Annotated in this window: 29 protein-coding genes; 9 read left to right on the top strand and 20 right to left on the bottom strand. The window is 68.4% G+C overall.

Features of this window, described 5'->3' with window-relative positions:
* The coding region (locus Q0C57_RS20225) for an outer membrane beta-barrel protein (RefSeq protein ID WP_296579476.1) at positions 1-1,394 on the top strand (1,394 nt) is incomplete at its 5' end.
* Between the two features lie 73 nt (positions 1,395-1,467).
* On the opposite strand, the gene Q0C57_RS20220 is transcribed toward Q0C57_RS20225, so the two are convergent.
* The 5 genes from Q0C57_RS20220 to mdoH form a co-directional block, all read right to left on the bottom strand.
* Positions 1,468-2,352 (bottom strand): UTP--glucose-1-phosphate uridylyltransferase, encoded by an 885-nt coding sequence (locus Q0C57_RS20220; protein WP_296579474.1) that lies wholly within the window; start codon positions 2,350-2,352, stop codon positions 1,468-1,470.
* 82 nt (positions 2,353-2,434) lie between these two features.
* The gene (locus Q0C57_RS20215) at positions 2,435-2,800 is read right to left on the bottom strand and encodes a hypothetical protein (protein ID WP_296579472.1); all 366 of its coding nucleotides are present in this window, start codon (positions 2,798-2,800) and stop codon (positions 2,435-2,437) included.
* Positions 2,797-3,759 (bottom strand): hypothetical protein, encoded by a 963-nt coding sequence (locus Q0C57_RS20210; RefSeq protein WP_296579469.1) that lies wholly within the window; start codon positions 3,757-3,759, stop codon positions 2,797-2,799. The genes Q0C57_RS20215 and Q0C57_RS20210 overlap by 4 nt, the downstream gene beginning before the upstream one ends.
* A 3-nt stretch (positions 3,760-3,762) precedes the next feature.
* On the bottom strand, positions 3,763-4,524 hold the full coding sequence (locus Q0C57_RS20205; protein ID WP_296579466.1) for an FkbM family methyltransferase: 762 nt from the start codon (positions 4,522-4,524) through the stop codon (positions 3,763-3,765).
* Positions 4,521-6,317, bottom strand: a complete 1,797-nt coding sequence (gene mdoH / locus Q0C57_RS20200) for a glucans biosynthesis glucosyltransferase MdoH (protein WP_296579463.1) — start codon at positions 6,315-6,317, stop codon at positions 4,521-4,523. The genes Q0C57_RS20205 and mdoH overlap by 4 nt, the downstream gene beginning before the upstream one ends.
* A 47-nt stretch (positions 6,318-6,364) precedes the next feature.
* Here mdoH and Q0C57_RS20195 point away from each other — a divergent pair, with 47 nt between their 5' ends.
* The 4 genes from Q0C57_RS20195 to Q0C57_RS20180 are packed head-to-tail and all read left to right on the top strand — an operon-like array spanning position 6,365 to position 9,717.
* Complete coding sequence (locus tag Q0C57_RS20195) at positions 6,365-7,342, top strand: zinc-binding alcohol dehydrogenase (protein ID WP_296579462.1); 978 nt, start codon at positions 6,365-6,367, stop codon at positions 7,340-7,342.
* 13 nt (positions 7,343-7,355) lie between these two features.
* Positions 7,356-7,766: a 6-carboxytetrahydropterin synthase gene (locus Q0C57_RS20190; protein WP_296579460.1), complete on the top strand. Its 411-nt coding sequence runs from the start codon at positions 7,356-7,358 to the stop codon at positions 7,764-7,766.
* Positions 7,767-7,795: 29 nt separating this feature from the next.
* On the top strand, positions 7,796-8,884 hold the full coding sequence (locus Q0C57_RS20185; protein WP_296579457.1) for a glycosyltransferase family 4 protein: 1,089 nt from the start codon (positions 7,796-7,798) through the stop codon (positions 8,882-8,884).
* Positions 8,881-9,717, top strand: a complete 837-nt coding sequence (locus Q0C57_RS20180; protein ID WP_296579454.1) for an SAM-dependent methyltransferase — start codon at positions 8,881-8,883, stop codon at positions 9,715-9,717. Before Q0C57_RS20185 ends, Q0C57_RS20180 begins: the two co-directional genes overlap by 4 nt.
* Before the next feature lie 88 nt (positions 9,718-9,805).
* Here Q0C57_RS20180 and Q0C57_RS20175 read toward each other — a convergent pair whose 3' ends face one another.
* The 4 genes from Q0C57_RS20175 to fabA all read right to left on the bottom strand — a co-directional run bounded on the left by Q0C57_RS20175 (position 9,806) and on the right by fabA (position 13,033).
* Positions 9,806-10,066 carry a hypothetical protein gene (locus Q0C57_RS20175; RefSeq protein ID WP_296579451.1) on the bottom strand — a complete coding sequence of 87 codons (261 nt, stop codon included), beginning with the start codon at positions 10,064-10,066 and terminating at the stop codon, positions 9,806-9,808.
* 139 nt (positions 10,067-10,205) lie between these two features.
* Positions 10,206-11,063: an enoyl-ACP reductase FabI gene (fabI, locus tag Q0C57_RS20170; RefSeq protein ID WP_296579448.1), complete on the bottom strand. Its 858-nt coding sequence runs from the start codon at positions 11,061-11,063 to the stop codon at positions 10,206-10,208.
* 171 nt (positions 11,064-11,234) lie between these two features.
* Entirely contained in the window at positions 11,235-12,461 is a 1,227-nt protein-coding gene (gene fabB, locus Q0C57_RS20165; RefSeq protein WP_296579446.1) for a beta-ketoacyl-ACP synthase I, read from the bottom strand.
* 59 nt (positions 12,462-12,520) lie between these two features.
* Positions 12,521-13,033 (bottom strand): 3-hydroxyacyl-[acyl-carrier-protein] dehydratase FabA, encoded by a 513-nt coding sequence (fabA, locus tag Q0C57_RS20160; RefSeq protein ID WP_296579444.1) that lies wholly within the window; start codon positions 13,031-13,033, stop codon positions 12,521-12,523.
* A gap of 220 nt (positions 13,034-13,253) precedes the next feature.
* Between fabA and irr the strand changes: the two genes are divergently transcribed.
* Positions 13,254-13,778 carry a Fur family transcriptional regulator Irr gene (gene irr, locus Q0C57_RS20155; protein WP_296579442.1) on the top strand — a complete coding sequence of 175 codons (525 nt, stop codon included), beginning with the start codon at positions 13,254-13,256 and terminating at the stop codon, positions 13,776-13,778.
* Positions 13,779-13,853: 75 nt separating this feature from the next.
* Here the strand turns inward: irr and Q0C57_RS20150 are convergent, their stop codons facing one another.
* From Q0C57_RS20150 to Q0C57_RS20135, 4 genes are read right to left on the bottom strand one after another with little or no spacing between them, the layout of a single operon-like run.
* Positions 13,854-14,603: a hypothetical protein gene (locus Q0C57_RS20150; RefSeq protein ID WP_296579440.1), complete on the bottom strand. Its 750-nt coding sequence runs from the start codon at positions 14,601-14,603 to the stop codon at positions 13,854-13,856.
* Between the two features lie 40 nt (positions 14,604-14,643).
* The gene (locus Q0C57_RS20145; protein ID WP_296579483.1) at positions 14,644-16,188 is read right to left on the bottom strand and encodes an acetolactate synthase large subunit; all 1,545 of its coding nucleotides are present in this window, start codon (positions 16,186-16,188) and stop codon (positions 14,644-14,646) included.
* Between the two features lie 22 nt (positions 16,189-16,210).
* Positions 16,211-16,525, bottom strand: a complete 315-nt coding sequence (locus Q0C57_RS20140; protein ID WP_296579438.1) for an NIPSNAP family protein — start codon at positions 16,523-16,525, stop codon at positions 16,211-16,213.
* A gap of 29 nt (positions 16,526-16,554) precedes the next feature.
* Positions 16,555-17,334, bottom strand: coding sequence for an SDR family NAD(P)-dependent oxidoreductase (locus tag Q0C57_RS20135; protein WP_296579435.1), 780 nt, complete (start codon positions 17,332-17,334; stop codon positions 16,555-16,557).
* 185 nt (positions 17,335-17,519) lie between these two features.
* On the opposite strand from Q0C57_RS20135, the gene Q0C57_RS20130 reads away from it, so the two are divergent.
* Positions 17,520-19,112, top strand: coding sequence for a glucan biosynthesis protein (locus Q0C57_RS20130; protein WP_296579433.1), 1,593 nt, complete (start codon positions 17,520-17,522; stop codon positions 19,110-19,112).
* Between the two features lie 88 nt (positions 19,113-19,200).
* Here the strand turns inward: Q0C57_RS20130 and Q0C57_RS20125 are convergent, their stop codons facing one another.
* The 4 genes from Q0C57_RS20125 to aztA all read right to left on the bottom strand — a co-directional run bounded on the left by Q0C57_RS20125 (position 19,201) and on the right by aztA (position 23,033).
* Positions 19,201-20,352, bottom strand: a complete 1,152-nt coding sequence (locus Q0C57_RS20125) for a GTP-binding protein (protein ID WP_296579431.1) — start codon at positions 20,350-20,352, stop codon at positions 19,201-19,203.
* 68 nt (positions 20,353-20,420) lie between these two features.
* Positions 20,421-21,359: a zinc ABC transporter substrate-binding protein gene (locus Q0C57_RS20120; protein WP_296579428.1), complete on the bottom strand. Its 939-nt coding sequence runs from the start codon at positions 21,357-21,359 to the stop codon at positions 20,421-20,423.
* Positions 21,360-21,383: 24 nt separating this feature from the next.
* The gene (locus Q0C57_RS20115; RefSeq protein WP_296579425.1) at positions 21,384-22,250 is read right to left on the bottom strand and encodes a metal ABC transporter permease; all 867 of its coding nucleotides are present in this window, start codon (positions 22,248-22,250) and stop codon (positions 21,384-21,386) included.
* 45 nt (positions 22,251-22,295) lie between these two features.
* Positions 22,296-23,033, bottom strand: coding sequence for a zinc ABC transporter ATP-binding protein AztA (aztA, locus tag Q0C57_RS20110; protein WP_296579422.1), 738 nt, complete (start codon positions 23,031-23,033; stop codon positions 22,296-22,298).
* A 417-nt stretch (positions 23,034-23,450) separates the two neighbouring features.
* Here aztA and Q0C57_RS20105 point away from each other — a divergent pair, with 417 nt between their 5' ends.
* Both Q0C57_RS20105 and Q0C57_RS20100 read left to right on the top strand, forming a co-directional pair.
* The gene (locus Q0C57_RS20105) at positions 23,451-24,407 is read left to right on the top strand and encodes an alpha/beta hydrolase (RefSeq protein ID WP_296579419.1); all 957 of its coding nucleotides are present in this window, start codon (positions 23,451-23,453) and stop codon (positions 24,405-24,407) included.
* A 73-nt stretch (positions 24,408-24,480) separates the two neighbouring features.
* Positions 24,481-24,975, top strand: a complete 495-nt coding sequence (locus Q0C57_RS20100) for a DUF992 domain-containing protein (protein ID WP_366937862.1) — start codon at positions 24,481-24,483, stop codon at positions 24,973-24,975.
* A gap of 69 nt (positions 24,976-25,044) precedes the next feature.
* On the opposite strand, the gene Q0C57_RS20095 is transcribed toward Q0C57_RS20100, so the two are convergent.
* From Q0C57_RS20095 to Q0C57_RS20085, 3 genes are all read right to left on the bottom strand, one after another.
* Positions 25,045-25,320, bottom strand: coding sequence for a DUF1153 domain-containing protein (locus tag Q0C57_RS20095; RefSeq protein ID WP_106749419.1), 276 nt, complete (start codon positions 25,318-25,320; stop codon positions 25,045-25,047).
* Between the two features lie 191 nt (positions 25,321-25,511).
* Positions 25,512-26,162 carry a flagellar hook capping FlgD N-terminal domain-containing protein gene (locus tag Q0C57_RS20090; RefSeq protein WP_296579416.1) on the bottom strand — a complete coding sequence of 217 codons (651 nt, stop codon included), beginning with the start codon at positions 26,160-26,162 and terminating at the stop codon, positions 25,512-25,514.
* A gap of 14 nt (positions 26,163-26,176) precedes the next feature.
* The coding region (locus Q0C57_RS20085) for a flagellar hook-length control protein FliK (protein ID WP_296579411.1) at positions 26,177-26,758 on the bottom strand (582 nt) is incomplete at its 5' end.

Genomic DNA, 26,758 nt, shown 5'->3' with positions numbered 1-26,758 from the left:
CGGCCCCGCGCGGACCGAGCACGCTGGCACCCAGCCGCGAGGACTCCCGCGCCCTCGACCGCGGCCTGCGCGGCGTGACGCCGCCCGTCCAGCCGCGCCGGCCGGTCGACGTCCCCATCGTCACCGAGCGCAGCCAGCTGCCCTCCGGCCGGGTGCTGCCAAACGCCAATCCGCTCGGCCGCAACGTCGTCATCGACCCGAGGACCGGCGAGGTCATTTCCTTCGACCGTCGCCCCCAGGCCGAGGCCGATCCCTTCGCCCCCGCCGGCATCCGTCTCGGCAGCTTCATTGTCACGCCGACGCTGGATGCCACCGCCGGTTATGATTCCAATCCGCGCCGCCTGCCGTCCGGCGGCTCCGGTTCGCTGTTCACCCAGTCCTATGGCGAGGTCCAGGCGCGATCCGACTGGTCCCGCCACGAGTTGACGGCCCGCCTGCGCGGCACCTATGCGGCCTATGCCTCGGACCCCGGCGTCAACCGGCCGGAACTCAACGCCGTGGTCACGGCGCGCCTGGACGTCACCCGCGACACGCGGCTGGAAGGCGAGGCGCGCTATCTCCTGAACACCAATTCCCCGGGCTCGTCGAACCTGCCCTCCGCGCCGGACGGGCTGCGCAACCTGCCGCTGATCCATCAATACGGGGCGACCGCCGGGGTGGTGCAGGATATCGGCCGGCTGCAGCTCAGCCTGCGCGGCACGGTCGACCGCTACACCTATAACGACGCCGTCACCAATGCAGGCGCGGTGCTGCCGCAAGGCGAGCGCGATTACAGCGCCGTCGGGGCGCGCCTGCGCGCGTCCTATGAACTCACCCCCGGCCTCAGGCCCTTCGTCGAGGCAGCCATCGACCGTCGCCGCTTCGACACAGTGGTGTCATCCGGCGGGACGCTGCAGGGGTCGACGGCGATGACCTATCGTGTCGGGACGACCTTCGAGCTGACGCGGCTGCTGACGGGCGAGATTTCGGCCGGCTATCTCGTCCGCGACAACCTTGAGCCGACCTTCGGCGACGTCGCCGTTCCGGTCTTCGACGCCTCGCTGGTCTGGACCGCCACGGCGTTGACGACCCTGCGCTTCACCGCCAGATCGACCATCGACGAGAGCTTCACCACGGGCGCATCGGGGATCGAGCGGCGCGACGTCACGCTGGAACTCGAACATGCCCTCCGCCGCTGGCTCGCCGGCACGGCACGGATCGCCTATGGCCGGGACACCTATCGCGGCACGCCGCGCGTCGACCAGCGGATGGTCGCCTCTCTCGGCCTGATCTACCGGGCCTCCCGCAACCTGCAGATCCGCGGCGAACTGCGCCGCGAGACGCTGCAATCGACCGAGACGGGCCAGGGCTATTCGGCCAATGTGGTCCTGTTCGGGCTGCGCCTGCAGCGCTGAATCGCGCCGTCTTCCCCGCTGTGCCCGAGGAAGGCCGTCCTCTGAGGCGCGCCGGCGCAGGGACCGGCCGATCTCAGCCCCTGAGGCGCGCGATCTCGGCTCGCAGCGGCCCGGCGAGATCGTCGCGGCGCAGCGCATAGGCGAGGTTGGCGGTGAGAAAGCCGAGCTTGGTGCCGGTGTCGTGGATCTCGCCGCCGAAGGTGAAGCCGAAGAAGGGTTGCTGGTCCTTGAGCTTCAGCATGCCGTCGGTCAGCTGGATCTCGCCACCGGCACCGCGCTCCTGGGTCTCGAGAATGCGGAAGATCTCCGGCTGCAGGATATAGCGCCCGGAAATCGCGACATTGGACGGCGCCGTGCCCTTGGGCGGCTTCTCCACCATGGCGGCGATCTCGTAGCCGCCGCCGGCCGCCGGCTTGCCCTTGCCGATAATGCCGTACTGGTGCGTCTCGCTGTCGGGGACCTCATAGCCGGCGACATAATTGCCACCGGTGGCGTTATAGGCCTCGATCATCGCCGCGATGCAGCCCCTGGCGCCGGGCCTGGCCAGATGCAGCATGTCGGGCAGGAGGAGCGCGAAAGGCTCGTCGCCGACGATATCGCGGGCGCACCACACCGCATGGCCGAGGCCGAGCGGCTCCTGCTGGCGGGTGAAGGAGGTGGCGCCCGCCGCCGGCAGGTCGCGCTTCAGCTCCTCCAGCGCCGCGGCCTTGCCGCGCGCGGCCAGCGTGGTGTCAAGTTCGAAGGCCTTGTCGAAATGGTCCTCGATCACCTGCTTGTTGCGGCCGGTGACGAAGACGAAATGCTCGATCCCCGCCTCGCGGGCCTCGTCCACCACATGCTGGATGACCGGTCGGTCGACGACGGTGAGCATCTCCTTCGGGATCGCCTTGGTGGCGGGAAGGAAGCGCGTGCCGAGCCCGGCGACAGGGAACACGGCCTTGCGGATGCGACGAACCATTGAGAACAACCTCGAAGAGGACGACCAGGAGGGCAGGATTACATGAGCAATGCTGAACGTCCGGTGAGCGGCGCGGTTGCCCCTACGGCGTTCCCGCCTGGACGAGGCGCCAGCCGCTCCACGCGATCAGGGCCACGAGCGCCAGCGCGCAGAGACCGTAGAGGCCCAGGCCGAACCGGTAGGAGGCCGGCTGTTCCTCGCGCCGGACCGCGCCGTGCCAGAGGATGAGGGTGCCGGAGCGCCAGCCCTCCGCCGCCTGCCAGAGGCAGAGCGCGGCCAGCGGCAGCGACAGGGCGATGGCCAGGATGAACGGCGCGGCGGGACTGCCCGACGCGATGGCGAAACCGCCATAGAGCGCCAGGCCGAACCCGCCGGACAGAAGCCCGGTGAATGCGATCCGGCGCAGGATCTCGCTCAGGATGCCGGGGGGCCGAGGCTCTTCCGTCACTTGTCGATCGCAGGAGCGGCAAGCTGCGGCGGCGCCGCCCGGAAGGCGTTGAACACCATGTCGGGGGCCGAGGTGTTGTGGCGCGAGGCGACGTGGCGCCCGGCCCAAAGATCGGTGGCCAGCGCCCGGCGGAACGGCATGATCGGCTCCTCGCGCCAGCCCGGCGCATCCTTCTCGCGCACCGCGACCCGGGCGACGTCGGCGTTGAACTCGGTGATGTACATCGAGCGCAGCGCCGCGAAGGGCCCGCCGGCAATCGGGCGGGCGAAGGCCACGTCGAGGCCGAGCAGTTCCTGGTTGAGCGTCGAGAGCCGCACCGTGGCGCTGTTACCGTCCGGATAGGTCAGCGTGAAGGTCCGGGTCGCCGGGTCGAAGGCCACCTGGCTGATCTTCACGATGGGGCGGCCCTCCACCACCACCGGGCCGATGAGGAAGGACGAGCCATAGGCCGTCCACCGGAGATTGGACGGCGGCAGCGGCCGGGCGCGCCAGTAGCCGTCGGTCGGGTAGAGGACCAGCACCTCCTCGGCGCGATCGCGGAACCGGTACCAGATCTGCAGGAGATGGATATTGCGCTCGACGCGGTCGCCGATCTTGATCGTCGTGTCGGAGGGACGCCAGAAGTTCTGCTCCCGATAGCCGATCACCTGCCATTCTACCGTCTCGTAGAGCGTGATGCGCTGCGGCATCGGCTGGGCCAGCGCCTCCTCCTTCATCGGGCAGGCGGTCCAGTCGGGCGCGAAACGGTCGACCGCCAGCGAGCCGATATAGGCCGGATGCGCCGCCTCGATCCGGAAGGCGCGAACGGCGGGGTTGGTCAGGTTGAGCGTGACATTGTCCTTCTCGGCGCAGAGCACCGGTTCGGACGCATTGGTGATCTCCACCGGCAGGCCGTCGAGGGAGGCGGCGCGGGCGGCGGCGCTCAGCAGGAGCACGGCTGCGGCAAGGGCGAGGCGCATCGATCAGTCCTTTGCGAGAACCGCATAGACATCGCCGGAATTGGCGGCGTGGGGAAGCCCGGCGAGATGGGCCGTCATCGTCGCACCGTCGACGAAACGGCCGAAGGTGAGGCTCTGGCTCTCGCCGAGCGCGATGTCGAAGCCATAGGGGCCGAGGGCCGCGAGCCGGTCGAGACAGGCGAAAGCGACCTCCCGCTGGATGGTGGTGAATTCGAAGGAGAGGGCCGGCAGGGACCGCGTGAGCCCGGCAAGCACATCGGCTTCGAAGCCCTCGACATCGACCTTGACGAAATCTGGCACGCCATGATCGGCGATCAGCCGGTCGAGGGTCAGGCAGGGCACGGTGATCTCGCGGTCCCAGACCTGGTCCTCCCAGCCGCCCGCCCCGGCGGCCGAGGCGACGAAGGCCTGGGAGGCGGTCGTCACCGTCGGGTTGGCGGTGTTGACCTTCAGCACCAGGTCGCCCGTCTGCGCACCGCAGGCCGCCCGCAGCAGCGTCACGGCCGCGTCGCCCGCGAAGAGCTGGGCGATCATCCCGGCGGGACCGGGCTGCGGCTCCAGCGCCACCACGCGCGCCCCGAGACGGCGGAAGCTTGCGACCCGGTCGCCGACATGGCTGCCGATGTCGAAGGCGAGGCCTCCCGGCGGCACGAAGCGCCGGTAGAGCGCATCCATGGCGGCATTCTTGCCGGCGTCCCCGTGATAGGTGACCACCGACCTCGCCACGGCGACCATTTCGGCGATACGCAGGTCGAGCCCGGTCATGACGCACGCGCCCGGGCGATCTCGTCCGGCATGGCGAACTCCTCGGGAATGCCGCAGAAGCGGGTGGCGACGAACAGCCGACCAAGGCGCGGCGACGCCGTGAAAACAGCGAAGGGCACGGCGATGAGGAAGCCTGCTGTCAGCGGCAGCGACCACAGCGCCGCGGCCGGCGAGGCGGCCCAGAGCAGGCCGAAGATCACCCAGCCGAAGGCCATCTGCGGCCAGAACGCGTCCCAGGCCTCGCGCCAGGTGAGCGCCATGGCGTCACGCTGCTGGCCGCCCCAGACCACCGACTTGCCGAAGGCGAGGCCGATCATGAACACGGTGATGCGGAACGAGGTGAGGGCGCCAAGCAGGAAGGAGAAGACGAGCTCGGTTGCCGCCGCCACGAGGAACCGCAGCCGGCCGCCATAGCGCGCGGTGCCGCCGGCGCTGATCAGGATGTCGGCGAAGCCGGCGATCTTCGGCATCAGATACATGAGGAAGAAGATGACATAGACAGTGGCCGCAAAGGCGACCGGGAAGGCCTCGCGGCTCGGCCCGTGCCAGGCGAGGAAGGGCGACAGCGTGATCATCAGCGTCCAGGCCGGCACGCCGACGAACATCAGGATCGCCCAGACCAGCTGGAAGCGGCTGATCGGCTTGAGGCCCGGCTGATCCAGCAGTTTCACATACTGCATGTTGCCCTGGCACCAGCGCACGTCGCGGCGCGAGAATTCAAGGATGGTCGGCGGGTTCTCCTCCCAGGAGCCCTCCTCCACCGGCAGCACGCGGACCTCGTAGCCGGCACGCCGCATGAAGGTCGCCTCGACCTGGTCGTGCGAGAGGATATGCCCGCCGAGCGGCGGATCGCCGGAGAGCAGCGGCAGATGGCAGTCCTCCATGAAGGGGCGGATGCGCACCAGCGCATTGTGCCCCCAGAACGGTCCGCAATCGCCCACCCACCAGGCCTGGCCCATCGTGTAGGCCCGCATGCCCTGGCGCATGCCGAACTGGAAGATGCGGGCGAAGGCCGACGAGGACGGCATGCCGACGACGAGGCTCTGCAGGATGCCGAGCTTCGGATGGGCCTGCATCATCCGCACATGTTTGACGATGGTGGCGCCCGCCATGAGGCTGTCGGCGTCGAGCGGCAGCATGAGTTCGTAGCGCGAGCCCCAGCGGTCGAGGAAGTCGCGGACGTTGCCGGCCTTGAAGCCGGCATTATCGGTGCGGCGGCGGTAGACGACGCGGCCCTGGCCGGCCGCCGCGGCGAAGGCGGCAGCCGCCTTTTCCTCTCGTTCCGCGATGTCGGGGCGGTTTGTGTCGGAGAGGATGAAATAGTCGAACTGGCTACCCTCGCCCGTCGCGTCGATACTGTCCTTGACGATGGCGAGACGGCCGATGGCCCGCTCCGGATCCTCATTGCGCAGCGTCATGAACACGGCGGTGCGGATGGTCAGCGGCGTCGGCAGGTCCCCTGCCACGGCGAAGGGCGCCACCTCGGCCATCGCCCTGTCGTCACGGTGCAGCAGCCAGAGGCCGAGCAGCGCGTTCCAGAACCCGAGGACCGTCCAGGGCGTGGCAATGGCGAAGGCCAGCGCCAGGACGATGTCCACCAGCGTCCAGCCTCCGGTTCCCAGGACCGACCAGGCAGCGGAATTGAGCAGGAACCAGGTGACGACGTTCAGCGCCACAACGATCCAGCGCCGCCGGCGCAATTCTGCCGTGGACTGGACACCCGTCGGCGTCGTAGAGCCCTGTACCGGGGCGCTGCCGCCGGTCGTTGCCGGAAACGGCGAAAGATCATTCATCGACAAGCCTCCGTCGCCCGACAGGGCGGCGAAACGGGAGAAGCAGCATGGCGGCGAACGCCCGAGCCCTCTGGTACGTCTCGCGCCGAAAGGTAGACCTGCGCGACACAACACTGGATGAACGCGGACCGGCCGACGCCGAGATCCGCATGCTCTATAGCGGTGTCAGCCGTGGCACGGAAAGGCTCGTCTTCAACGGTCTTGTCGCAGCGCCCGAGCGCGAGCGCATGCGCTGCCCGCTGCAGGAGGGCGATTTCCCCTTTCCGGTGAAATATGGCTATTGCGCGGTGGGCGCGGTCGAGGCCGGTCCTGCCCATCTCGTCGGCCGCACCGTCTTCACCCTGGCGCCGCACCAGACCCGCTTCCTCGCCCCGACGGACAGGCTCTCGGTGGTCCCTGTGCCGGCAAACGTCCCGGCGCGCCGCGCCATTCTCGCCGCCAACATGGAGACGGCGCTCAACGCCGTCTGGGATTCGGGCGCCGGTCCGGGCGACCGCATCGTCGTCGTCGGCGGCGGCGTGCTCGGTCTGCTGGTCACCTTCATCGTGGCGCAGATCCCCGGCGCCGAGGTGACGCTGGTCGATCTCGAGCCCTCCCGTCGCGACTTCGCGAAACTCTTCGGCGTCAGGTTCCAGAAGCCGCTGGACGGCCCGGGCGATTGCGACATCGCCTTTCACGCCTCGGCGACGGGCGCGGGCCTGGCCTGCGCCCTCGCCTGCTGCGGCGACGAGGCGACCGTCGTCGAACTCTCCTGGTTCGGCGACCAGGACCCGGCCGTCCCGCTCGGCGCGGGCTTTCATTCGAAACGCCTGAAGCTGATCTCCTCGCAGGTCGGCATGGTCGCCACATCCAGGCGCCCGCGCTGGTCGTATGCGAGAAGGCTCGCAAAGGCCCTCGACCTCCTCGCCGATGACCGCCTCGACCATTTGATCACCGGGGATGTCGCCTTCGACGATCTCCCCGCCGCACTGCCCAGGATTCTCGAACCCGGCGCGCAGGGTCTCATGACCGCCGTCACCTACTGATCTGGAGCACCCCATGTATTCCGTCGAAGTCCGCGACCGCATCATGATCGCCCACTCCCTGCCCGATCCCTTCTTCGGGCCGGCCCAGGGCAAGCACGGCGCGAGCTTCGTCATCGATGTCGCCTTCTTCCGCGAGACGCTGACCGCCCAGAACGTCGTCGTCGATATCGGCGCAGCCCTCGACGTGCTCGGCAAGACGCTGAAGCGGCTGGCCTATCAGGACCTCGACACGCTTCCCGAATTCGCCGGCCAGCTCACGACCACCGAATTCCTCTGCAAATACGTCTTTGACCGCATGGCCGAGGCAGCGGCCTCCGGCGCGCTCGGCGCGGATGCCTCCGGCCTCGCCAAGATCCGCGTCACCCTGCACGAGCATGACCTTGCCCGCGCCACCTTCGAGGCGGCGCTTCCCGGTCCGGCCTGACCGATCGTGCCGGGCGGCGGGAGCTCCTCATGACGCGGGCGGTCTTCGCCATTCCCGGCGACCTTTCCACCCCGACCGGCGGCTATCGCTATGACCGGGAGGTGCTGGCGCGGGCCGGTGCTGCCGGCGTGACGCTCACCCACCTCCCCCTGCCCGGCGCCTATCCCTACCCTGCCGCCGACGATCTCCTGCGGGCGGCGGGGGCTCTGGTTTCAGTGCCCTCCGACGACGTGCTGCTGATCGACGGCCTCGCCTATGGCGCCCTGCCCGAGAGCATCTGCCTGTCGATCAAGAGCCCCATCGTCGCGCTGGTCCACCACCCCCTCGCCTTGGAGAGCGGGATTTCGGCCGAGGCGGCGGCCCGGTTCCGCGCCAGCGAAAGGGCCGCCCTCGCCCATGCCCAGCGGGTGATCGTCACCAGCCGCGCGACGGGCCGAGTCCTCACCGAGGATTACGACGTGCCAACCGACCGCATCACCGTCGCCGAGCCGGGCACCGACCCCGTCCCGCGCGCCGGCGGTTCGGGGGCAGCGACGCCGGTGATCCTCGCCGTCGGGGCGATGTCCACCCGCAAGGGTTACGACGTGCTGGTCGAGGCCCTGGCAAGGCTCGGCGGCGAGAACTGGCGTTTGGTCATTGCCGGCGCGACCGATCGCAGCCCCGAGGTCCATGCGGCCCTCGGCGAAGCCATCACCCGCCATGGCCTCGACCAGCGGATCACCCTGGCCGGCGCCGTGAGCGACATCGCGCTCGACCGGCTCTATGACGGCGCCGACCTCTTCGTCATGCCCTCCCGCTACGAGGGCTACGGCATGGTGCTCGGCGAGGCCATGGCCCGCGGGCTTCCCATCGTCACCACGACCGGCGGCGCCGCCGCCGAGACCGTTCCCGAAGGCGCCGCCATCAAGGTCCCGCCGGGCGATGCGGCAGCGCTGGCCGCCGGCCTCTCGCGCCTCATCGGCAATCCACGGCTGCGCGCCACCTTCGCCGAAAAGGCCTTCGCCGCCGGCCAGTCCCTGCCGGGCTGGGACGACACCGCCCGCATCGTCGCCGGCGTGCTGGCGCGGGTCGGCAGCGGCCCGACCCATCCCGCGGCGCAGGAAGGACCTTGCCCATGAGCTTTTCCCCCGCATGGCTCGCCCTGCGCGAACCGGCCGACCACGCCGCACGCTCGGTTTCGCTTCTGGACGCGCTCCGCCATCGCTTCGCCGGCAGGGACCGCATCAGCGTCGTCGATCTCGGCTGCGGCGCCGGCTCGAACCTGCGCGGCACCTTCGCCGCCCTGCCCGGCATCCAGTCCTGGCGCCTGGTCGACTATGATCCCGCCCTGCTGGCGGCGGCGCGCCAGCGCCTCGCAGCCTGGGCCGATACGGCCACCGAGGACGGCGAATGTCTCGTGCTGCGCAAGGACGGCCGGGAGATCAGCGTCGCCTTTCACCAGGCCGACCTGACCGGCGACCTCGACCAGGTCCTGCCCGCCGGTACCGATCTCGTCACCGCCGCTGCCCTCTTCGACCTCGTCTCGCCCGCCTGGATCGACGGCTTCGTCGCGGTCCTCGCCCGCCGCCGCCTGCCCCTCTACACGGTGCTGACCTATGACGGCACCGAGCACTGGGACCCGCCCCATCCCGCCGATGCGGCCATGCTGGCGGCCTTCCACGCCCATCAGGGTTCGGACAAGGGTTTCGGTCCGGCCGCCGGGCCACAGGCGACGGCGGTCATGGCCCGGGCCTTTGCAGCCGCCGGCTATGCCGTCACCCGTGCCGCCAGTCCCTGGGAGCTCGGCCCCGCCTTCGCCGATCTTGCCCGCGAGCTCGTGACGGGCTTCGCCGGCGCCGTCCGTGAGACCGGCCGCGTCGACGCGGCCACCATCGACGCCTGGCTCGCCGCGCGCCGGGCCGGCGTCACCTGCCATGTCGGCCACGAGGACCTCTTCGCCATTCCCCGCTGATCTCCAGACGCACGAAAGCCCCGGTGCATGGCCGGGGCTTTCATCTGACGAGACCTGGAGGACGTCACGGCAGATCGGAGGCCTGCGATCACTCGCAGACGCGGATGGTGCGGCGCTCCGGGCCGTAGGGGCCGTCGACCCAGCGGCGGGTCAGGTAGCACTCGGAAGCGTAGGCGTTGGAGCGGCTGGCGGCGATGGCGCCGCCGACGATCAGGCCGGTGGCGAGGGCGCCGACGCCCCAGCCGAGGTGGCGGCGGTGGAACGGGCCGGCTTCGGCCTGGGAGGCGACACCAACCGTGACGGTGGCGGCGGCGAGGGCGGCGATGGCGAGGGTCTTGAAGCGGTTCATGGCAGGTCCCCTTGGAGGTTGGCCGGGGCTCGTTGCGCCCCCGATATCCATGGGTGGCGCCAGCGCGGAAAAAGGTTCGGGCCCGCCGCGATTTTTTTTCGCGACGGGCCCGACCGGATCCAAGGGACGGTGGGGAGGCCTATTCGGCGGCTTCCCCGGCACGACGTCCGGACGCATCCTCCACCGCCTGCTCGGCGGCATCGAGCGTCTTCAGCGCCTCGGGCCGTGGCATCGAGATGATGTTGTAGCCCGAATCGACATGGTGGATCTCGCCGGTCACGCCGCCCGAGAGGTCGGAGAGCAGGTAAAGCGCCGATCCGCCGATATCGTCGAGCGAGACGGTCTTGCGGAGCGGCGCGTGGCGCTTCTGGAAGTTGAACATCAGCCGCGCGTCGGCAATGCCGGCCCCGGCCAGCGTCCGCACCGGTCCGGGCGACAGCGCGTTGACGCGGATACCGAGCGGGCCGTAATCGGCGGCGAGATAGCGCACCGAGGCCTCGAGCCCGGCCTTGGCAACGCCCATGACATTGTAGTTCGGCATGACCCGCGTCGAGCCGCCATAGGTCAGGGTCAGCATGGTGCCGCCCGGCTGCATCAGCGCCGCCGCCCGCCTGGCGATCTCGGTGAAGGAGAAGCAAGAGATCACCATGGTGCGCGAGAAGTTCTCGCGCGTCGTGTCGGCATAGCGGCCCTTGAGCTCGTTCTTGTCGGAGAAGCCAATGGCATGGACGACGAAATCGAGGCCGCCCCAAACCTCGGACAGCCTGGCGAAGGTCGCATCAACGGTGGCGATGTCCTCGACGTCGCAGGGAATGACCAGCGGGGTTCCCACGCTCTCCGCCAGCGGCCTGACGCGCTTTCCCAGCGCCTCGCCCTGGTAGGTGAAGGCGAGTTCGGCGCCGTGGGCGGCGAGCGTGCGCGCGATGCCCCAGGCGATGGAATGGTCGTTCGCCACTCCCATGATCAGGCCGCGGCGGCCCTTCATCAATGCGGTCACGCGCGATCTCCTCGCTTCATGGTCAGATTGCGGACTGCGAGCGACGAGCTGCAGCTGGGGATGCGCAAACCGGTCTGTCCACATCGGCGTTCACTGCGAGGTGAAGGTCCCGCAGCGATTGCCATGTTCCTGCGACGCGGCGGTGACACGACCACGCCGCGCCGACGCGACTCACGCATCCACGTGCTTCAGCACGATGGTGGCATTGGTTCCGCCGAAACCGAAGGAATTCGACAGGACGCAGCCCAGCTTGGCGTTGTCGACGCGCTTGCGCACGATGTTCATGTCGGCGACGGCCGGATCGATTTCCTCGATATGGGCGCTCTCGCAGATGAAACCGTTGTTCATCATCAGCAGCGAATAGATCGCCTCCTGGACACCCGTGGCGCCGAGGGAATGGCCGGTCAGCGACTTGGTCGCCGAGATCGGCGGGCTCTTGTCGGCGCCGCCGAAGACCTCGCGGATCGCCTCGATCTCCTTCAGGTCGCCGACCGGCGTGGAGGTGCCGTGCGGATTGATGTAATCGACCTTCGGACCGACACCGGCCAGCGCCATGTTCATGCAGCGCACCGCGCCCTCTCCCGAGGGCGCCACCATGTCATAGCCGTCCGAGGTCGCGCCATAGCCGGCGATCTCGGCATAGATCTTCGCGCCACGGGCCTTGGCGTGCTCGTACTCCTCCAGCACCACCACCCCGGCGCCGCCGGCAATGACGAAACCGTCACGGTTGGCATCATAGGCCCGCGAGGCGGTCGAGGGCCGGTCGTTATACTTCGACGACATGGCGCCCATGGCGTCGAAGAGCACCGACAGCGTCCAGTCCAGCTCCTCGCAGCCGCCGGCAAAGACCAGGTCCTGCTTGCCCCACTGGATCAGCTCGTAGGCATTGCCGATGCAGTGATTCGAAGTCGCGCAGGCTGACGAGATCGAATAGTTGACGCCCTTGATCTTGAACCAGGTGGCGAGCGTCGCCGATGCCGTCGACGACATCCCCTTCGGCACGGCGAAGGGGCCGACACGCTTGGAATTGCCGCTCTCCTTGGCCTTTTCATAGGCATCGATCAGGGCGCGGGTGGACGGGCCGCCCGATCCCATGACGATGCCGGTGCGCTCGTGGGAGATCTCGCCGGCCTCCAGGCCGGCATCGAGAATCGCCTGGTCCATGGCGACGTGGTTCCAGCCTGTGCCGCCGCCGTGGAAGCGCATGGCCCGGCGGTCCAGGATGGCTGAGGGGTCGAGGCTCGGCGCGCCGGAAATCTGCGACCGGAAGCCGTGTTCGATGAACGAGGGATCAAGCGCGATCCCGCTTTTGGCGTCGCGCAGGGAGGCCAGGACCTCGTTGGTGTTGTTGCCGATGGACGATACGATGCCCATTCCGGTGACGACGACACGGCGCATGGGGGCCTCTTTTTCGTTGCGAGCCTGGGATGCGGCCCTTGAAGGTCGAAACTACGCGATCAGGAGGCCGTTCCGAAGAGGCCGACCCGCATGTCCTTGACCTCATATATGCGCTTGCCGTCGGCCTCCAACCACCCGTCGGCGATGCCGAGCACCAGCTTCGACTTGAAGATGCGCTTGAAATCGACGCCGTAGACCACCTTCGTCGTGGTGGGCAGCACCTGTTCGGAGAATTTCACCTCGCCGACGCCGAGCGCGCGGCCCCGGCCGGGCAGGCCGAGCCAGCCGAGATGGAAACCGGTGAGCTGCCACAGCGCGTCGAGGCCCAGGCAGCCCGGCATCACCGGATCGCCCTTGAAATGGCAGGGGAAGAACCAGAGGTCGGGCTTGATGTCGAATTCGGCCAGGACGTGGCCCTTGTTGTTGGCACCGCCATCCTCGGCGATCGAGGTGATGCGGTCGAACATGAGCATGGGGGGCAGAGGCAGCTGGGCGTTGCCGGGACCGAACATTTCGCCCCGGCCGCAGGCCAGAAGCTCTTCATAGGTGAAACTCGACTTTCGCTCGGTCATTGCCTGCAGGATCCGCCTCTTGCGACCGGTATCCCGGCCTCGATCGGGCTGCTGTCTAACACAGGGGTTCCGGAGGGGCAAAAGGCGATAGCCCCATGCCGTGACAGGTGGCGGCATCACCACCCGCCCCCCCGTTGTCGGAAACGGGGGCTAGCAGGGGCGCCATCTGGTCGCGGACGGACGTCTTGCAGACCGGCCGCATTCTTTCTAGAATGAAAAAATGACTGTCCGGACTCTCATCGACCTGACCTACCAGGATGGCGCTCCCCCGACGGATGGCAAGCTCTCGGCCCATGACCGGGTGAGCCTGCTGCAGAAGACGGGATGCCCGATCCATGACGTGCGGACCATGCTGCGCGAGGTGGGCCTGCGACCGACCCGTCAGCGCATGGCGCTGGGCTGGATCCTCTTCGCCAAGGGCGATCGGCATGTCACCGCCGAAATGCTCTACGACGAAGCCACCAAGGCGCGCGTGCCGGTGTCGCTGGCCACCGTCTACAACACGCTGCACCAGTTCACCGAGGCCGGCCTCCTGCGCGAGATCGCCGTCGACGGCTCGAAGGCCTATTTCGACACCAATCTGTCGGACCATCACCATTTCATTGTTGAAGGCGAGACCACCGTTTTCGACATTCCCGGACCGCATGTGGCTGTGGACAAGCTGCCCGAACCACCGCCTGGCTATGAGGTGGCGCGCGTCGACGTCGTGGTGCGGCTGCGTCGCAAGGACGGCCAGGAGAACTGACCGGCCGCCTGCGGACGTCAGGCGCGAATCAGGGCCACCGCCATCTGGCGCGTGGCCCTTGTCTTTGGCACCGACTCAGGCCTCCGCCGCAATCACCGCCGCGCCCACCGACAGCGGGATGGTCAGGGCGAGGAAGCCCGCCGCCTTGGCCAGTGCCGCCGCGATGATCGGCGGACCGAGATCGGCCATGCCCAGAAGCCGCGTTGCGACGATCGCCACCGCGGTGCCGGCGAAAATCGCCGTGCAGACGACGGCCGTGGTGCGCTCGGAGCGGCGGAAGAGCTGGCGCGCCGCCGTGGCGAAGTTCTCCACCCGTCCCAGGGTCGATGCCGCCAGGGCCGTTCCGGCGGTCAGGATGACGATCAGCCCCGCGAGTGCGGTCAGGGTCGCGATCGCCCGCAACAGCGTCTCGGGCCAGCGCGCTCCGCCGGCAGGCGCCAGCATGGCGATGCCGATATCCAGTGCCCCGACGAGAGCCAGCGCCGCCAGCAGACCGACAAGGGCGGCAACGGCACTTTCGCCGCTGATCCGCGCCGTCGTGCCGAGGACATGGCGGGTCGGCGCGAGAACGAGGCCGCTGCGGCCGGCGAGCCGCAGGGTCGAGACATGGGTCCCCAGAAGGACGGCGAGATAGAGGCTCGCCAGGGTCAGGGTGACCAGCGGCAGTTTCCACAGCACCGCTAGCCGTAGCCGGAGCATGCCCTCGGTGATCACCCCGCAGGCCACTGCATAGGGCAAGGCGTGCAAGGCCACGCGCCAGCCCGCATCCCCCGCCAGATGGAGGCAGCGGGCGGCAAAGGATGAGGAGGCGGGCGGTTCGGTCACGCCGGCATCATGGACGAAACGGCTCTGGCAGGCGAGCCGCTCAGAGCACGACCTCGATCAGGAAGGGCCCCTTGCGCCGGTTGGCGGCGGAGAAGGCGTCGGCGAAGGCCTCGGCCGTCTCGACGCGGGTCGCCTCCACCCCCATGCCGCCGGCGAGCTTCACCCAGTCGAGGTTCGGATCCCCCAGCGACAGCATGTCATGGGCCTTCCGGCCGGGATTTTCGGCCCCGACATTGGCCAGTTCGCCCTTCAGGATCGCATAGGTCCGGTTGGCCCAGATGCAGACCGTGACGTCGAGGCGCTCGCGCGCCATCGTCCACAGCGCCTGCAGCGAGTACATGCCCGAGCCGTCCGCCTGCAGCGCGATGACCTTGCGGTCCGGGCAGGCCACCGCCGCACCAACGGCCAGCGGCAGGCCCTCGCCGATGGCGCCGCCGGTCAGCGACAGCCAGTCATGCGGCGCGGCGCCATGGGTGTCCTTGAAGAAGTTGCGCCCCGTGGTGACCGATTCGTCGGTGACGATGGCATTGTCCGGCAGGTAGTGGCCGATGATCGCCGCGATCGAATCCTGGTTGAGTGCGCCCGTCGGCAGGTCCGGCCGCTTCGGCGTGTTGAGGACCGGCACTGCCTTGTCGGCGCCGAGGCGCTCGGCGAGACGGGCGAGCGCATCCTCGGCATCCTCGCCGGGCGTGGCCAGCGTCACCACCTCCGCCTCCGGCGGGTAGAGGATGGAGGGCTTGTTCGGATAGGCGAAGAAGGCGACAGGCGCCTTGGCGCCGACGAGGATGAGGTGGGTCACGCCCTTGGTGGCAGCGAGCGCCACATCCACCGGATAGGGCACGCGCTCCAGCGGCATGCGGCCGACGCCGCGCTCGATGCGCCCGTTCGAGCCCTCGGCGCGGATCTGCGCACCGGTCTTGGCAACGATCTTCGCGGCATGGACCATCGGCTTCTCGCGCACCGCCCAGGTGCCCATGACGATGAGCGGCCGGCCGCCGGCCTCGATGGCGCGGGCAGCGGCCTCGACCGCATCCTCCGACACCTTGGCGGGCGCGGCGATCGGGGCGACGGCCGCCGGGCCGGTGCCCTCGGTCCAGGCGGTGTCGGCAGGCAGGATCAGCGTGGCGATCTGCCCCGGCGCCTGCATCGCCACATGGATCGCCTCGGCGCCATCGGCGGCGACGTCCTTCGACGACATGGAGGTCTTGACCCAGTGCGACATCGTCCCGGCGATGCCCTCGATGTCGGAGGTCAGCGGCGCGTCGAACACCCGGTGATAGGTGGCGTGCTCGCCGACGATGTTGACGACGCCCGAACGGGCCCGCTTGAGATTGTGCAGGTTGGCCAGCGCATTGCCGAGACCGGGGCCGAGATGCAGCAATGTCGAGGCCGGCTTGCCCGTCATCCGCCAGTAGCCGTCCGCGGCCCCGGTCGTCACCGTCTCATGCAGGCAGAGCACGCAGCGCATGCCGTCGACGCGGTCGAGGGCGGCGACGAAATGCATCTCCGACGTGCCGGGATTGGTGAAGGCCACCGTCACGTCACCGGCGACGAGGGTGCGCACGAGGCTCTCGGCCCCGTTCATGGGTTTGGTCATGGGTCTGGCTTCACTTCATCGGAGAGAAGGCGGTGGGAACCAGGATGCGGTTCTCCATCCGCAGGAGCAGCGGGGTCGCCGCGTCGAGATAATCGCCCCAGTGGGGTGCGACCGCCAGCCTGGCGCGCCGCTGCTCGCGATCGGCCATGCTGTCGTACTTCCACAGGTGTACGACCTGATTGAGGGTGCCGATCTCGGTGACGAAGAAACCGACGGGATCACCGAGGATCGGCCACTGGATGGGCTTGGCCAGGCGCTCGTAGACCTCGAGGAAGGCCTTAACCTTGCCGGGATGCGTCGTGTAGGTGCGCTCGTCGATGATCATGGCGTCTGTCTCCCCCGGGATGATGCGCGTCAGGAGCCGCGCAGGCCGATGCGCTGGCCGCCGTCGACGGTGATGGTCGTTCCGGTCATGAAGGCGCCGGCCTCCGACAGCAGCAGCAGCAGCGCGCCGTCGAGATCCTGCTCGCGGCCGAACCGGCCGACCGGAATCTCCTTGGTCATCTCGGCGCCCTTGCCCGAGGTCAGATAGTCGCGGTTGATGTCGGTCACGACATAGCCCGGCGCGATGGCGTTCACGCGGATGCCCTTGAAGGCCCATTCCAGCGCCAGAGCCTGGGTCATCTGGATCACCGCGGCCTTGGAGACCGCATAGGACGCATTGCCCTTGCCGACCCCGTAGCCGAGGATCGAGGCGATGTTGACGATGGCGCCATGCTTGCCGGCCTTGAGCAGCCGCTGGGCCGCCTCCCGGGCGGTGTAGAACACGCCGTCGAGATTGGTCGCCATGGTGCGTCGCCAGTCCTCGTCGGAAATGTCGGATGCACGGCCGGGCACCGCGATGCCGGCATTGGCGACGACGGCATCGACCGTGCCGAAGGCCTTCTCCGCCGCGTCGAAGGCGTTCCGGATGGACCCCGTGTCGGTCACGTCCCCGGCGACGGCGATCGCCCGGCCGCCATCCCGGCGGATGGCCTCGGCGACGCCCTCGACCTTGTCGGCCCGGCGGGCGACGGCGACCACGGCGGCGCCATGCTCGGCCAGCGCCATGCAGAAACGGGCACCGAGCCCGGTCCCGGCCCCGGTGACCAGGGCGACGCGGCCGGCCATGTCCAGAATGTCTCTCGGCGCCATGCGCGCTTCTCCCGTGATCGGGGCACACTGGCAAGGCGGCGGCGCGGCGGCAAGCCGGCCGCGCGGAGGACAGCGATGCACCGGACTTCACGTCGCAAGGGCCGCCTCTTGACGTCCCGCGCGCGAAGGCCGCATGTCCCCGATGCTGCCGCGCGGCAATACATATTCAGGGATCCCGAGGCTTCATGCGACTGCCGACCTTCGCCCGCCGTGACGCACTGAAACTCATCGCTGCCGCAGGGCTGTCATGGCCCTCGCTCGCCGCTGCCCAGCAGCCCCCGGCCGCCGCGCCGCAGGCGGCGACACCGCAGCCCCAGGCGCGCTTCGGTTTCGAGGAGGTCGAGCGCCGCGCCCGCGATCTCGCCGCCCTTCCCTATGAGGCCGTACGCTCGGACCTGCCGGCGGCTCTGGCCAACATGAACTTCGACCAGTATCGCGATCTCAGGTTCCGGCCCGAGCGATCGATGCTGGCGCAGGGCGGCGGCGCCTTCCGCATGCAGATGTTCCACCTCGGCTTCATCTATCGCACCCCCGTGGTGGTCAACATCATCCGCGAGGGCATCGCCACGCCCGTTCCCTATGCGGCCGCCCTGTTCGACTACGGCCGCAACCGGTTCGAACGGCCGCTGCCCGTCGATCTTGGCTTTGCCGGCTTCCGCATCCACCATCCACTGAACGACCCCCGCGTCCATGACGAACTGATCTCGTTCCTCGGCGCCAGCTATTTCAGGTTTCTCGGACGGGGCCAGAAATATGGTCTCTCGGCCCGCGGGATCGCCGTCAACACCGCCGGCCCGGGCCAGGAGGAGTTCCCGATCTTCCGCGAATTCTGGGTCGACACGCCCACGGCCGAGGCCCAGTCCTGCCACATCTACGCCCTGCTCGACGGCGAGAGCCTCACCGGTGCCTTCCGCTTCACCGTCTTTCCGGGCCAGGAGACGGTGCTCGACATCCGTTGCACGCTGTTCCCGCGCCGGTCCATCGCGAAACTCGGCGTCGCCCCCCTGACGTCGATGTTCTTCTATGCCGAAAACGACCGCCGTTCCTTCGACGACTTCCGGCCGGAACTGCACGATTCCGACGGTGTGCTGATCCATTCCGACACCGGCGAATGGATCTGGCGGCCGCTGCGCAATCCGCGCCAGGTCGAGGTCTCGCAATTCGTCGACCGCCAGGTGCGCGGTTTCGGCCTGATGCAGCGTGATCGCACCTTCGAGCACTATCAGGACCTCGACCTGAACTACGAGTTGCGTCCGAGCTACTGGGTCGAACCGCGCGAGGGGTTCACCGATGGGCGTGTCGAGCTGGTCGAGATCCCCACGACCGACGAGACCAACGACAATATCGTCGCCTATTGGGTGCCGAACCGGGCCGTCGAGGCAGGGCAGACCCTGACCTTCGCCTACCGCCTGGTGTCGACCATGAACGAGGCGCGGCTGCACCCCGGCGGCTTCGCCCTCAACACGTTCCGGACCAGGCCGATCGCCCTCGGTTCGGGCGAGCAGGCACCCGCCCATGCGACGCGCTTCATCATCGACTTCGCCGGCGGCGACCTCGAATACCACACCACCCAGCCCGACGCGGTGCAGGTCGTGCCCTCCGCCACCCATGCGCGGATCACGCGGACCTTCCTCGTCCCCAACCCGCAGACACGCGGCTTCCGTGCCGGGATCGACGTCGTCGGCGAAGCCGGGCAGACGGCCGACCTGCGCGCCTTCCTGCGCATCGGCAACCGCGCCCTGACCGAAACCTGGACGTTCCCGTGGAAGGTCGAGTAACCGGGTGACAGCACCTGCAGCGCTTTCGCCGTCGCCAGGGTGACAGCCTGCGCGCCCCGCCCGCGCCGGCGGGGCAGGGCTACGAACCTCAGGCGGAGATCTTCGCGAAGCCGTTGCGGATCTTCTCGATCGGCAGGTCGCGCCCGATGAAGACGAGGCGGCTCTCCCGCTTCTCGTCGGCCTTCCACGCCCGCTGGTGGTCGCCGTCGAGGATCATGTGAACGCCCTGGAAGACGAAGCGCTCGGGGTCGTCCTTGAACGCCACGATGCCCTTGCAGCGCAGGATCTTCGCTCCCTCGACCTGCGTCAGGTCCTGGATCCAGGGGAAGAACGTGTCGGGGTCGAGCTGCTTCTCGGTCCGCAGCGACACCGACTGCATGTGCTCGTCGTGATAATGCTTCAGCCCGTGGCTCGGGTGATCGCAATCCGGGCCGGTATGGTCGTGATCATGGTGGTGATGGTCGTGGCCGTGGCCGTGGCCGTGATGCTCGTGCCCATGATGATCATGGGCATGATCATCATGGGCATGATCATCATGGTGGTGATGATGGCCGTCGTCCTTGTGCAGGAAGGCCGGCTCGATCTCCAGAATGCGCTCCAGGTCGAAGGCGCCGCGCGACAGGACGGCATCCAGCGGCACGGCGCATTTCTGCGTCTTGTGCAGGACGGCATAGGGGTTGATGGCGCGGATGCGGGCCTCGACCTCGCGCAGCTGGGCGGGCGTCACGAGGTCCGTCTTGTTAAGCAGGATGACGTCGGCGAAGGCGATCTGGTTCTTCGCCTCCGGCGCGTCCTTCAGCCGGTCGATCAGCCATTTGGCGTCGGCTACCGTGACCACGGCGTCGAGGGCCGTCCGCGCACCGACCTCCTCGTCGACGAAAAAGGTCTGGGCAACCGGCGCGGGATCGGCGAGGCCGGTGGTCTCGACAATGATCGCGTCGAACTTTCCCTTGCGCCGCATCAGCCCCTCGATGATGCGGATCAGGTCGCCGCGCACGGTGCAGCAGATGCAGCCGTTGTTCATCTCGAAGACTTCCTCGTCGGCGCCGACGACGAGGTCGTTGTCGATGCCGATCTCGCCGAACTCGTTGACGATCACGGCGAAGCGCTTGCCGTGGTTCTCGGTCAGGATGCGGTTCAGCAGCGTCGTCTTGCCGGCACCGAGATAGCCGGTCAGAACGGTCACCGGAATCTTCTGCAGGGCGGCGGTGGTGGGGGAAGTGGCGGCGGCGTCGGTCATGGTGATTCCATCGGCCTGAAGGGATTGGCGCTCATATAGGCGAGCGACGGGCGCTGCGGAATGGGCGATCAGCCCTGCGCCATCGCTCCGGCGATCTGCCGTGCATTGTGGCGCATCATCTCGACATAGGTCGCGGCCGGACCGCCGGCTTCCGACAGCGCATCGGAATAGAGCTTGCCGCCGATCCTGGCGCCCGTTTCGGCGGCGAGGCGCTGGATGGACCGCGGGTCGGAGATATTCTCCATGAACAGCGCCGAGACCTTGCCCTGACGGATCTGCCGGATCAGAGCGGCAATCTGGCGCGCCGATGGCTCCGAATCCGACGACACGCCGCGCACCGCGAGCACGTCCACCTCATAGGCCTTGGCGAAATAGCGGAACGCGTCATGGCTGGTCAGCAGGCGCCGCTGGGCCCGCGGAACGGCGCCGATGGCGGCCCGGATCTCCGCATCGAGCGCTGCCAGCGTCGCGTCATAGGCGGCAGCGTTGCGGGCGAAGACATCGGCCCGCGCGGCATCGACCTCCGACAGCCCGGCGGCGATGGCCTTCACATAGATCCGTGCATTGGTGACGTCCTGCCAGGCATGCGGATCGAAGGCGCCATGCGAATGGCCATGGGAGTGCCCATGGGAGTGGCCATGGGAATGCCCCTCCTCGGCCTTGAGCGCCGTCACGCCCGTCGACGCCGTCACCACTTTGGCGCGCGTGCCGGAGGAGCGGACGAGCCGGGTCAGCCATCCCTCGAATCCGAGCCCGTTGACCACGAAGACCCTCGCCGCGGTCAGGGCACGCGCATCGGCCGGCGTCGGCGAATAGGAGTGCGCATCGCCGTCAGGACCGACGAGGCTGGTCACGGCGACCTGTTCGCCGCCGATCTGCCGCACCATGTCGGCCAGGATCGAGAAGCTCGCCATGACCGGCAGCGGCGGCGTCGCCTGGGCCACGGCCCGGCCGGCGAAGAGAGGGGCGGAGAGCAGGACGGAAACGGCGTGGCGTCGCGTGAACATGAGAAACATCCTCCGGTCGGGACTTCAGGCCTCGCGGTGCCGGGCCGGCCAGTAGGTGGGCAGAAGACCACCGCGCGGGCCGAAGACCAGCGACACCAGATAGATCACCCCCGCCATGAGGACGATCGATGGGCCCGAAGGAGTCTCCATGTTATAAGATAACACCAACCCTGCATAGCCCGATGCGATGCCGAAGCCGACGGCGATGGCCGCAAGCGTCGTTACGTCACGCCCCCAGAACCGTGCGGCGATGGCCGGCAGCATCATCAGCCCGACCGCCAGCAGCGTGCCCAGGGCATGGAAACCGGCCACCAGATTCAGAACGACGAGGCCGAGGAAGACGAGATGGGAGGGGGCCCCGGACCGCGACACGGACCGCAGGAAGCCGGGGTCGACGGAATCGAGCACCAGCGGCCGCCACAGCAGCGCGAGCGCCACGAGCGTCACCGTGGAGATGGCGGCGAGCAGAATCAGGGTCGGATCGTCGAGCGCCAGAACCGAGCCGAACAGCACGCGGAAGAGATCGACATTCGATCCGCGCATGGAGACGATGATGACCCCCAGCGCCAGCGAGATGAGATAGAAGGCGGCGAGAGAGGCGTCTTCCTTCAGCATGGTGAAACGCGCCACGAGGCCGGCGGTGAGCGCCACCGCGAAGCCGGCGGCGATCCCGCCCACCGTCATGGGCACCAGCGCGAGGCCGAAAAGCAGATAGCCGGCCGCGGCGCCCGGCAGGATCGCATGGGCCATGGCATCGCCCATGAGCGACATCCGCCGCAGCATCAGGAAAACGCCGACCGGCGCGCCGCCCAGCGACAGCGCGATGGCGCCGACCAGGGCACGGCGCATGAACTCGAATTCGACGAAGGGGCCGATCAGCGCGTCATACATGACGGGGGCAGGCTCCCTCGTGCCGCGGACATACCGGCATGGTGCTCACGCCGCCTCGGCGCAGATGCCCGCGTGATCGTCGAAAGCTTCCGTCATCCGCCGCGCCGCCAGCAGGTTTTCCGGCGTCAGGACCTCGTCGGTCGGCCCCCAGGCAATGGCCCGGCGCGCCAGCAGCAGCGACTGCGGAAAGGCCTGGCGCACGGTCTCCATATCGTGAAGGACGGCGACGACCGTCCGCTTCTCGGCATTCCAGCGACGCACCAGATCGAGAAGGTCGGCACAGGTCTTGGCGTCGATCGCCGTGAAGGGCTCGTCCAGCAGAATGAGTCGGGCATCCTGCACCAGCAGCCGGGCGAAGAGCATGCGCTGCAACTGCCCCCCGGACAGCGTGCCGATGGTGCGCGTCTCGAATCCGGTCAGCCCGACAGCGGCCAGCGCCTGTTCGATGGCCTGGCGATCGGCCCGGGACAGGCCGCCGAACAGGCCGGTGCGGCGCCACATCCCCATGGCGACCAGTTCGAACACGGTGATCGGAAAGGTCCGGTCGATCTCCGCAGCCTGCGGCAGGTAGGCGATCGCATGACGGTCGGAGCGGGTCATCTCGACGGCGCCGCTGAGTGGGCTGATCGCGCCGGCGAGCCCCTTGAGCAGGGTCGACTTGCCGGCCCCGTTCGGGCCGACCACGGCGAGCATGGCGCCCGCCTCGATCCGTCCGTCGAGATGGTGGACCGCGGGGTGGCGGTCATAGCCGAGGGTCAGGTCGCGGATGGTGACGGCGGACATGGGCGAGGTCACGTCATGGCCCAGAGGGCGAGGAGCCAGAGCGTCGCGGCCATCAGGCCGGCGGCGAGAAGCCGTCCCGCCACCGACATGGTCAGGGCGGAGACGATGTGGACAGCCGGGGCAGGTCGGCCGGCGCCCGCGTGGTCATGCCCGGTATGCCCATGGAGATGAGCGTGATCATGGTCATGAGCGTGACCGTGATCATGACCGCCGGCAGGAACCGGACGGGGGCTGGCGGGCAAAGCTGGAGTGGCCAAGGGCGTCGACGATCCCGGTCTGGTTGAATGCAAAGTTATATAGTAGCCACAAGGCCCCGTCCAACCATCTCCGGCTGCGCCATCCCAAAGGATGAACGCAACGTGATGGCATCGCGCTATGATCGGGCCTGCCGACCGGGCGTTGCGGGGAGTAGATTGCATGGGCGCGCCTTTGTTGGAACCGGATGGCCTCGGCGACGACTGGGTCTCCCGAACACTTCCGCTGCAGCCGGACGGAGAGGGCGAAGCCGCGGCGACTCTTGTCCACCGGCGGAAGACGGGCGGACCCGGGCCGGCCGTCCTCTATGTCCACGGCTTCTGCGACTATTTCTTCCAGGACCATCTGGCCCGGCGCATGGAGGCCCTGGGCCACGCCTTCTATGCCCTTGACCTGCGCAAGTACGGCCGCTCGCTGCGGCCGCACCAGACCCCGAATTTCTGCACCGATCTCGGCGTCTACGATGAGGAACTGGATGCCGCCCTGCGCATCATCCGCGAGGAGAAGGGCCACCACCGCTTCGTCGTCATGTCCCATTCGACCGGCGGCCTGATCACGGCGCTCTGGGCGCATCGCCGTCGCGGCCGGGGCCTGATCGACGCCATGGTGATGAACAGCCCCTGGTTCGACCTGGCCGGCAGCGCCTTCCTGCGCGGGCCGGTGACGGCTGCGCTCGATCTGGTCGGGGCAGTCGCGCCAAGGCTCGTGGTCAGCCAGCTCGGCCCCCATTACGGCCGCAGCATCCACCGCTCGGGAGCGGGGATCTGGGACTACAACCTCGCCTGGAAACCCATCGAAGGCTTCCCCGTCCGCGCCGGCTGGTTCCGGGCCATCCGCCGCGGCCATGCCGCGCTGGCGCGCGGGCTCGCCATCGACATCCCCGTCCTGGTCTGCTGCTCCGATCGCAGCGGCCCCAATGACCGATGGCACCAGGCCATCACGCACACCGACAGCGTTCTCGACGTCGAGCAGATCGCCGGCCGCGCGCCGCAGCTCGGCGCGGAGGTCACCGTCATCCGCATCGCCGGCGGCATCCACGACCTCGCCCTGTCGGCGGAGCCGGCGCGCGAGAGCTATTTCACCGCGGTCGCGACCTGGCTCGACCGGCATGTCCCCTAAGATCGGACGATGGCAACCTTTCGGGTCTTCCGGCGTTGGGAGGGCATGACCTCACAGCCACCGGAGATGCCCGATGATGACCCGTGGTCTCGCGCTCGCAGGCGCAACCCTTCTCGCCGCCGGACTTGCCATGCCCACTGCCGCGGAGGCTCAGCCGCGCCCGACCCGCGTCGGCGTGCTCAACTGCAACGTCGCCCCTGCGATCGGCTTCCTCGTCGGGTCGCGGCGCGAATTGAGCTGCGTCTTTCGCCCCCAGCGCCGTGGTCGCCCCGAAGGCTATGCCGGCACCTTCTCGCGCGTCGGCCTCGACGTCGGGATCACCGGCAGCGGCGTTCTCGCCTGGGCCGTCTTTGCGCCGACCCGGCGGCTGTCGCCCTATCAGCTCGCCGGCAGCTATTCCGGGGCGAGCACACAGGCGACCTTTGCTGTCGGCCTCGGTGCCAATGCCCTGGTCGGTGGCTCGGGCGACACCGTGGCGCTCCAGCCCCTCTCAGTCCAGGCCCAGACAGGCCTCAACCTGGCGCTCGGCATCGGCAACCTGACGCTGCGCCGGGCCCCGTTGCGCTGAATCGACAGCCCATGACGAAAAAGCCGGCTCCCAGGAGGGGGCCGGCTGTCGCGCGGATGAACCGAGATTTTACTGGCGGTATTGCTGGATGCGCGTGGTGCGCAGACCGGCCAGACCGTGGCGGTCGATGGAGGCCTGCCAGTTGAGAAACTCCTCGACGGTCAGGGTGTAGCGCTTGCAAGCCTCTTCGAGGCTGAGGAGCCCACCGCGCACTGCGGCGACCACTTCGGCTTTGCGCCGGATGACCCAGCGATGGGTATCGGGCGGAGGGAGATCAGCGATCGTCAGTGGACTGCCGTCCGGTCCGATCACATATTTCACCCTGGGACGCATGGGCTCGGTCATACTTACTCTCACACAACGCACGCGACTGACCACGTCATGAAGCAAGAGTACCGGCAGGACGTTAAATTTGGCCTAAATGGGATGGGACAATGAAACTCAACATTTTCATTGACCGAAAGCGCCCGGTTCTGGCCGGAGGTCGGAGCGTTGAACCGTCGTCCAAGGGGGCACATCGGCCGCTCCGGTGACCGTCAGAGGGCGATGCCGAGAATGCGCGCCAGCGGGATGTTGAGGCCGCCGACCGTCACGCGCGGCGTTCCGTTTGACATGTCGACGGCCGTGACCTGCCCCTTGTGGGTCACGGGAACCTGCGTGGTCGCACTGCCCGAGCCGCTGTAGAGCTCCATCGAATAGGGCTGGCTGCCCATCGGCTGGCCGTCGGAGCGCCTGCCGTCCCACTGGTACTCGCTGGACTGGTTGCCGGTCAGCGAAACCCTCTTCTCCTGGACGACCACGCCGTTGGAATCGCGGATTCTCACCGTGTATTCGCCAGATTGCGTCGGTGTGAACGTCCACTTCGCCCCCGTCGCGGTCGGCGACACGGTGCTGGCATCATAGGTGACGGTCTTGCCCAAATAGCCGAGCGAGGTGGTCGTCTGGTTGCCGGTAAATGCGGCGATCATGTTGTCGAGCTTCGCATTTGTCGCGATCTGCTGCTCGACCTGGGAATATTGCACCAGCTGCTGGGTGAACTGGTTGGCGTCCATCGGCTGGGTGGGGTCCTGGTTCTTCAGCTGCGTGGTGAGCAGTTGCAGAAAGGTGTCGAAATTGTTCGATAGCCGGGTCCCGGCGGTGGCCGGCGTGCCGGTCGTGGTCGTCGAGACCGAAGAGGTGGTGGTCATCGCGCGCCGTCCTTTCAGATTCGGATGTCGACGCCGCCGCGCAAGGCGGCAGCACGGGCATAGACGGCCGCGCTGGCCTGCAGGGCCGAGGCGGCTTCTGGATCCTCGACCACCATCTGATGGCGGGAGGCCTGCGGCTCGGGCTGGCGGTCCCGGGCGTTCTGGCCGCCCTGGTCCTTCAGCGAGAATTCGAGACTGCCTTCGCTTGTCTGCAGGCCGGCCTGCGCCAGCGCCCGCTCAAGGTTGCGCTGGTCGCGCTGCAGAAGGTCCAGAGTCTCCTGCTTTTCCACCACGAGACGCGACTTGACGGCGCCGTCGCGGTCGACCGTCAGCTGCACGTCGATCCGGCCGAGTTCGGCGGGATCGAGGCGGATGTCGAAGCGGGTCGCACCGGAACCGGCCCGTGCCGCGATGGTGACGGCGAGGGCATGGACCGGCACAGGCGAACCGGGCGCCGCGGCCTGCGCCGTCTTCTGGGCGACTTCCATGCCGAAGGCGGAGGGGCTGGCCGGCGCCGGGCTGGTACCGGCCTGGGGCAGCGGATCCGGGGCGGCACTGTCGGCGGCGGCAGCAGCGGCCAGAGTGGCGACCTCGGC

It is taken from the genome of Phreatobacter sp. (genome assembly GCF_022843985.1).
Classification (GTDB): domain Bacteria; phylum Pseudomonadota; class Alphaproteobacteria; order Rhizobiales; family Phreatobacteraceae; genus Phreatobacter.
The sequence above is the reverse complement of the archived record's forward strand: the minus strand, read 5'-3'. Positions and strand labels throughout refer to the sequence as shown.

Bases quoted from the DNA above. Each gene is read 5' to 3' on its own strand.
- Q0C57_RS20220 (WP_296579474.1), bottom strand. From the start codon at position 2,352: ATGGTTCGTCGCATCCGCAAGGCCGTGTTCCCTGTCGCCGGGCTCGGC.
- Q0C57_RS20210 (WP_296579469.1), bottom strand. From the start codon at position 3,759: ATGCGCCTCGCCCTTGCCGCAGCCGTGCTCCTGCTGAGCGCCGCCGCC.
- Q0C57_RS20205 (WP_296579466.1), bottom strand. From the start codon at position 4,524: ATGACCGGGCTCGACCTGCGTATCGCCGAAATGGTCGCCGTGGCGAGG.
- mdoH (WP_296579463.1), bottom strand. From the start codon at position 6,317: ATGAATGATCTTTCGCCGTTTCCGGCAACGACCGGCGGCAGCGCCCCG.
- Q0C57_RS20195 (WP_296579462.1), top strand. From the start codon at position 6,365: ATGGCGGCGAACGCCCGAGCCCTCTGGTACGTCTCGCGCCGAAAGGTA.
- Q0C57_RS20190 (WP_296579460.1), top strand. From the start codon at position 7,356: ATGTATTCCGTCGAAGTCCGCGACCGCATCATGATCGCCCACTCCCTG.
- Q0C57_RS20185 (WP_296579457.1), top strand. From the start codon at position 7,796: ATGACGCGGGCGGTCTTCGCCATTCCCGGCGACCTTTCCACCCCGACC.
- Q0C57_RS20180 (WP_296579454.1), top strand. From the start codon at position 8,881: ATGAGCTTTTCCCCCGCATGGCTCGCCCTGCGCGAACCGGCCGACCAC.
- Q0C57_RS20175 (WP_296579451.1), bottom strand. From the start codon at position 10,066: ATGAACCGCTTCAAGACCCTCGCCATCGCCGCCCTCGCCGCCGCCACC.
- fabB (WP_296579446.1), bottom strand. From the start codon at position 12,461: ATGCGCCGTGTCGTCGTCACCGGAATGGGCATCGTATCGTCCATCGGC.
- fabA (WP_296579444.1), bottom strand. From the start codon at position 13,033: ATGACCGAGCGAAAGTCGAGTTTCACCTATGAAGAGCTTCTGGCCTGC.
- irr (WP_296579442.1), top strand. From the start codon at position 13,254: ATGACTGTCCGGACTCTCATCGACCTGACCTACCAGGATGGCGCTCCC.
- Q0C57_RS20145 (WP_296579483.1), bottom strand. From the start codon at position 16,188: ATGAACGGGGCCGAGAGCCTCGTGCGCACCCTCGTCGCCGGTGACGTG.
- Q0C57_RS20140 (WP_296579438.1), bottom strand. From the start codon at position 16,525: ATGATCATCGACGAGCGCACCTACACGACGCATCCCGGCAAGGTTAAG.
- Q0C57_RS20135 (WP_296579435.1), bottom strand. From the start codon at position 17,334: ATGGCGCCGAGAGACATTCTGGACATGGCCGGCCGCGTCGCCCTGGTC.
- Q0C57_RS20130 (WP_296579433.1), top strand. From the start codon at position 17,520: ATGCGACTGCCGACCTTCGCCCGCCGTGACGCACTGAAACTCATCGCT.
- Q0C57_RS20125 (WP_296579431.1), bottom strand. From the start codon at position 20,352: ATGACCGACGCCGCCGCCACTTCCCCCACCACCGCCGCCCTGCAGAAG.
- Q0C57_RS20120 (WP_296579428.1), bottom strand. From the start codon at position 21,359: ATGTTCACGCGACGCCACGCCGTTTCCGTCCTGCTCTCCGCCCCTCTC.
- Q0C57_RS20115 (WP_296579425.1), bottom strand. From the start codon at position 22,250: ATGTATGACGCGCTGATCGGCCCCTTCGTCGAATTCGAGTTCATGCGC.
- aztA (WP_296579422.1), bottom strand. From the start codon at position 23,033: ATGTCCGCCGTCACCATCCGCGACCTGACCCTCGGCTATGACCGCCAC.
- Q0C57_RS20105 (WP_296579419.1), top strand. From the start codon at position 23,451: ATGGGCGCGCCTTTGTTGGAACCGGATGGCCTCGGCGACGACTGGGTC.
- Q0C57_RS20100 (WP_366937862.1), top strand. From the start codon at position 24,481: ATGATGACCCGTGGTCTCGCGCTCGCAGGCGCAACCCTTCTCGCCGCC.
- Q0C57_RS20095 (WP_106749419.1), bottom strand. From the start codon at position 25,320: ATGACCGAGCCCATGCGTCCCAGGGTGAAATATGTGATCGGACCGGAC.
- Q0C57_RS20090 (WP_296579416.1), bottom strand. From the start codon at position 26,162: ATGACCACCACCTCTTCGGTCTCGACGACCACGACCGGCACGCCGGCC.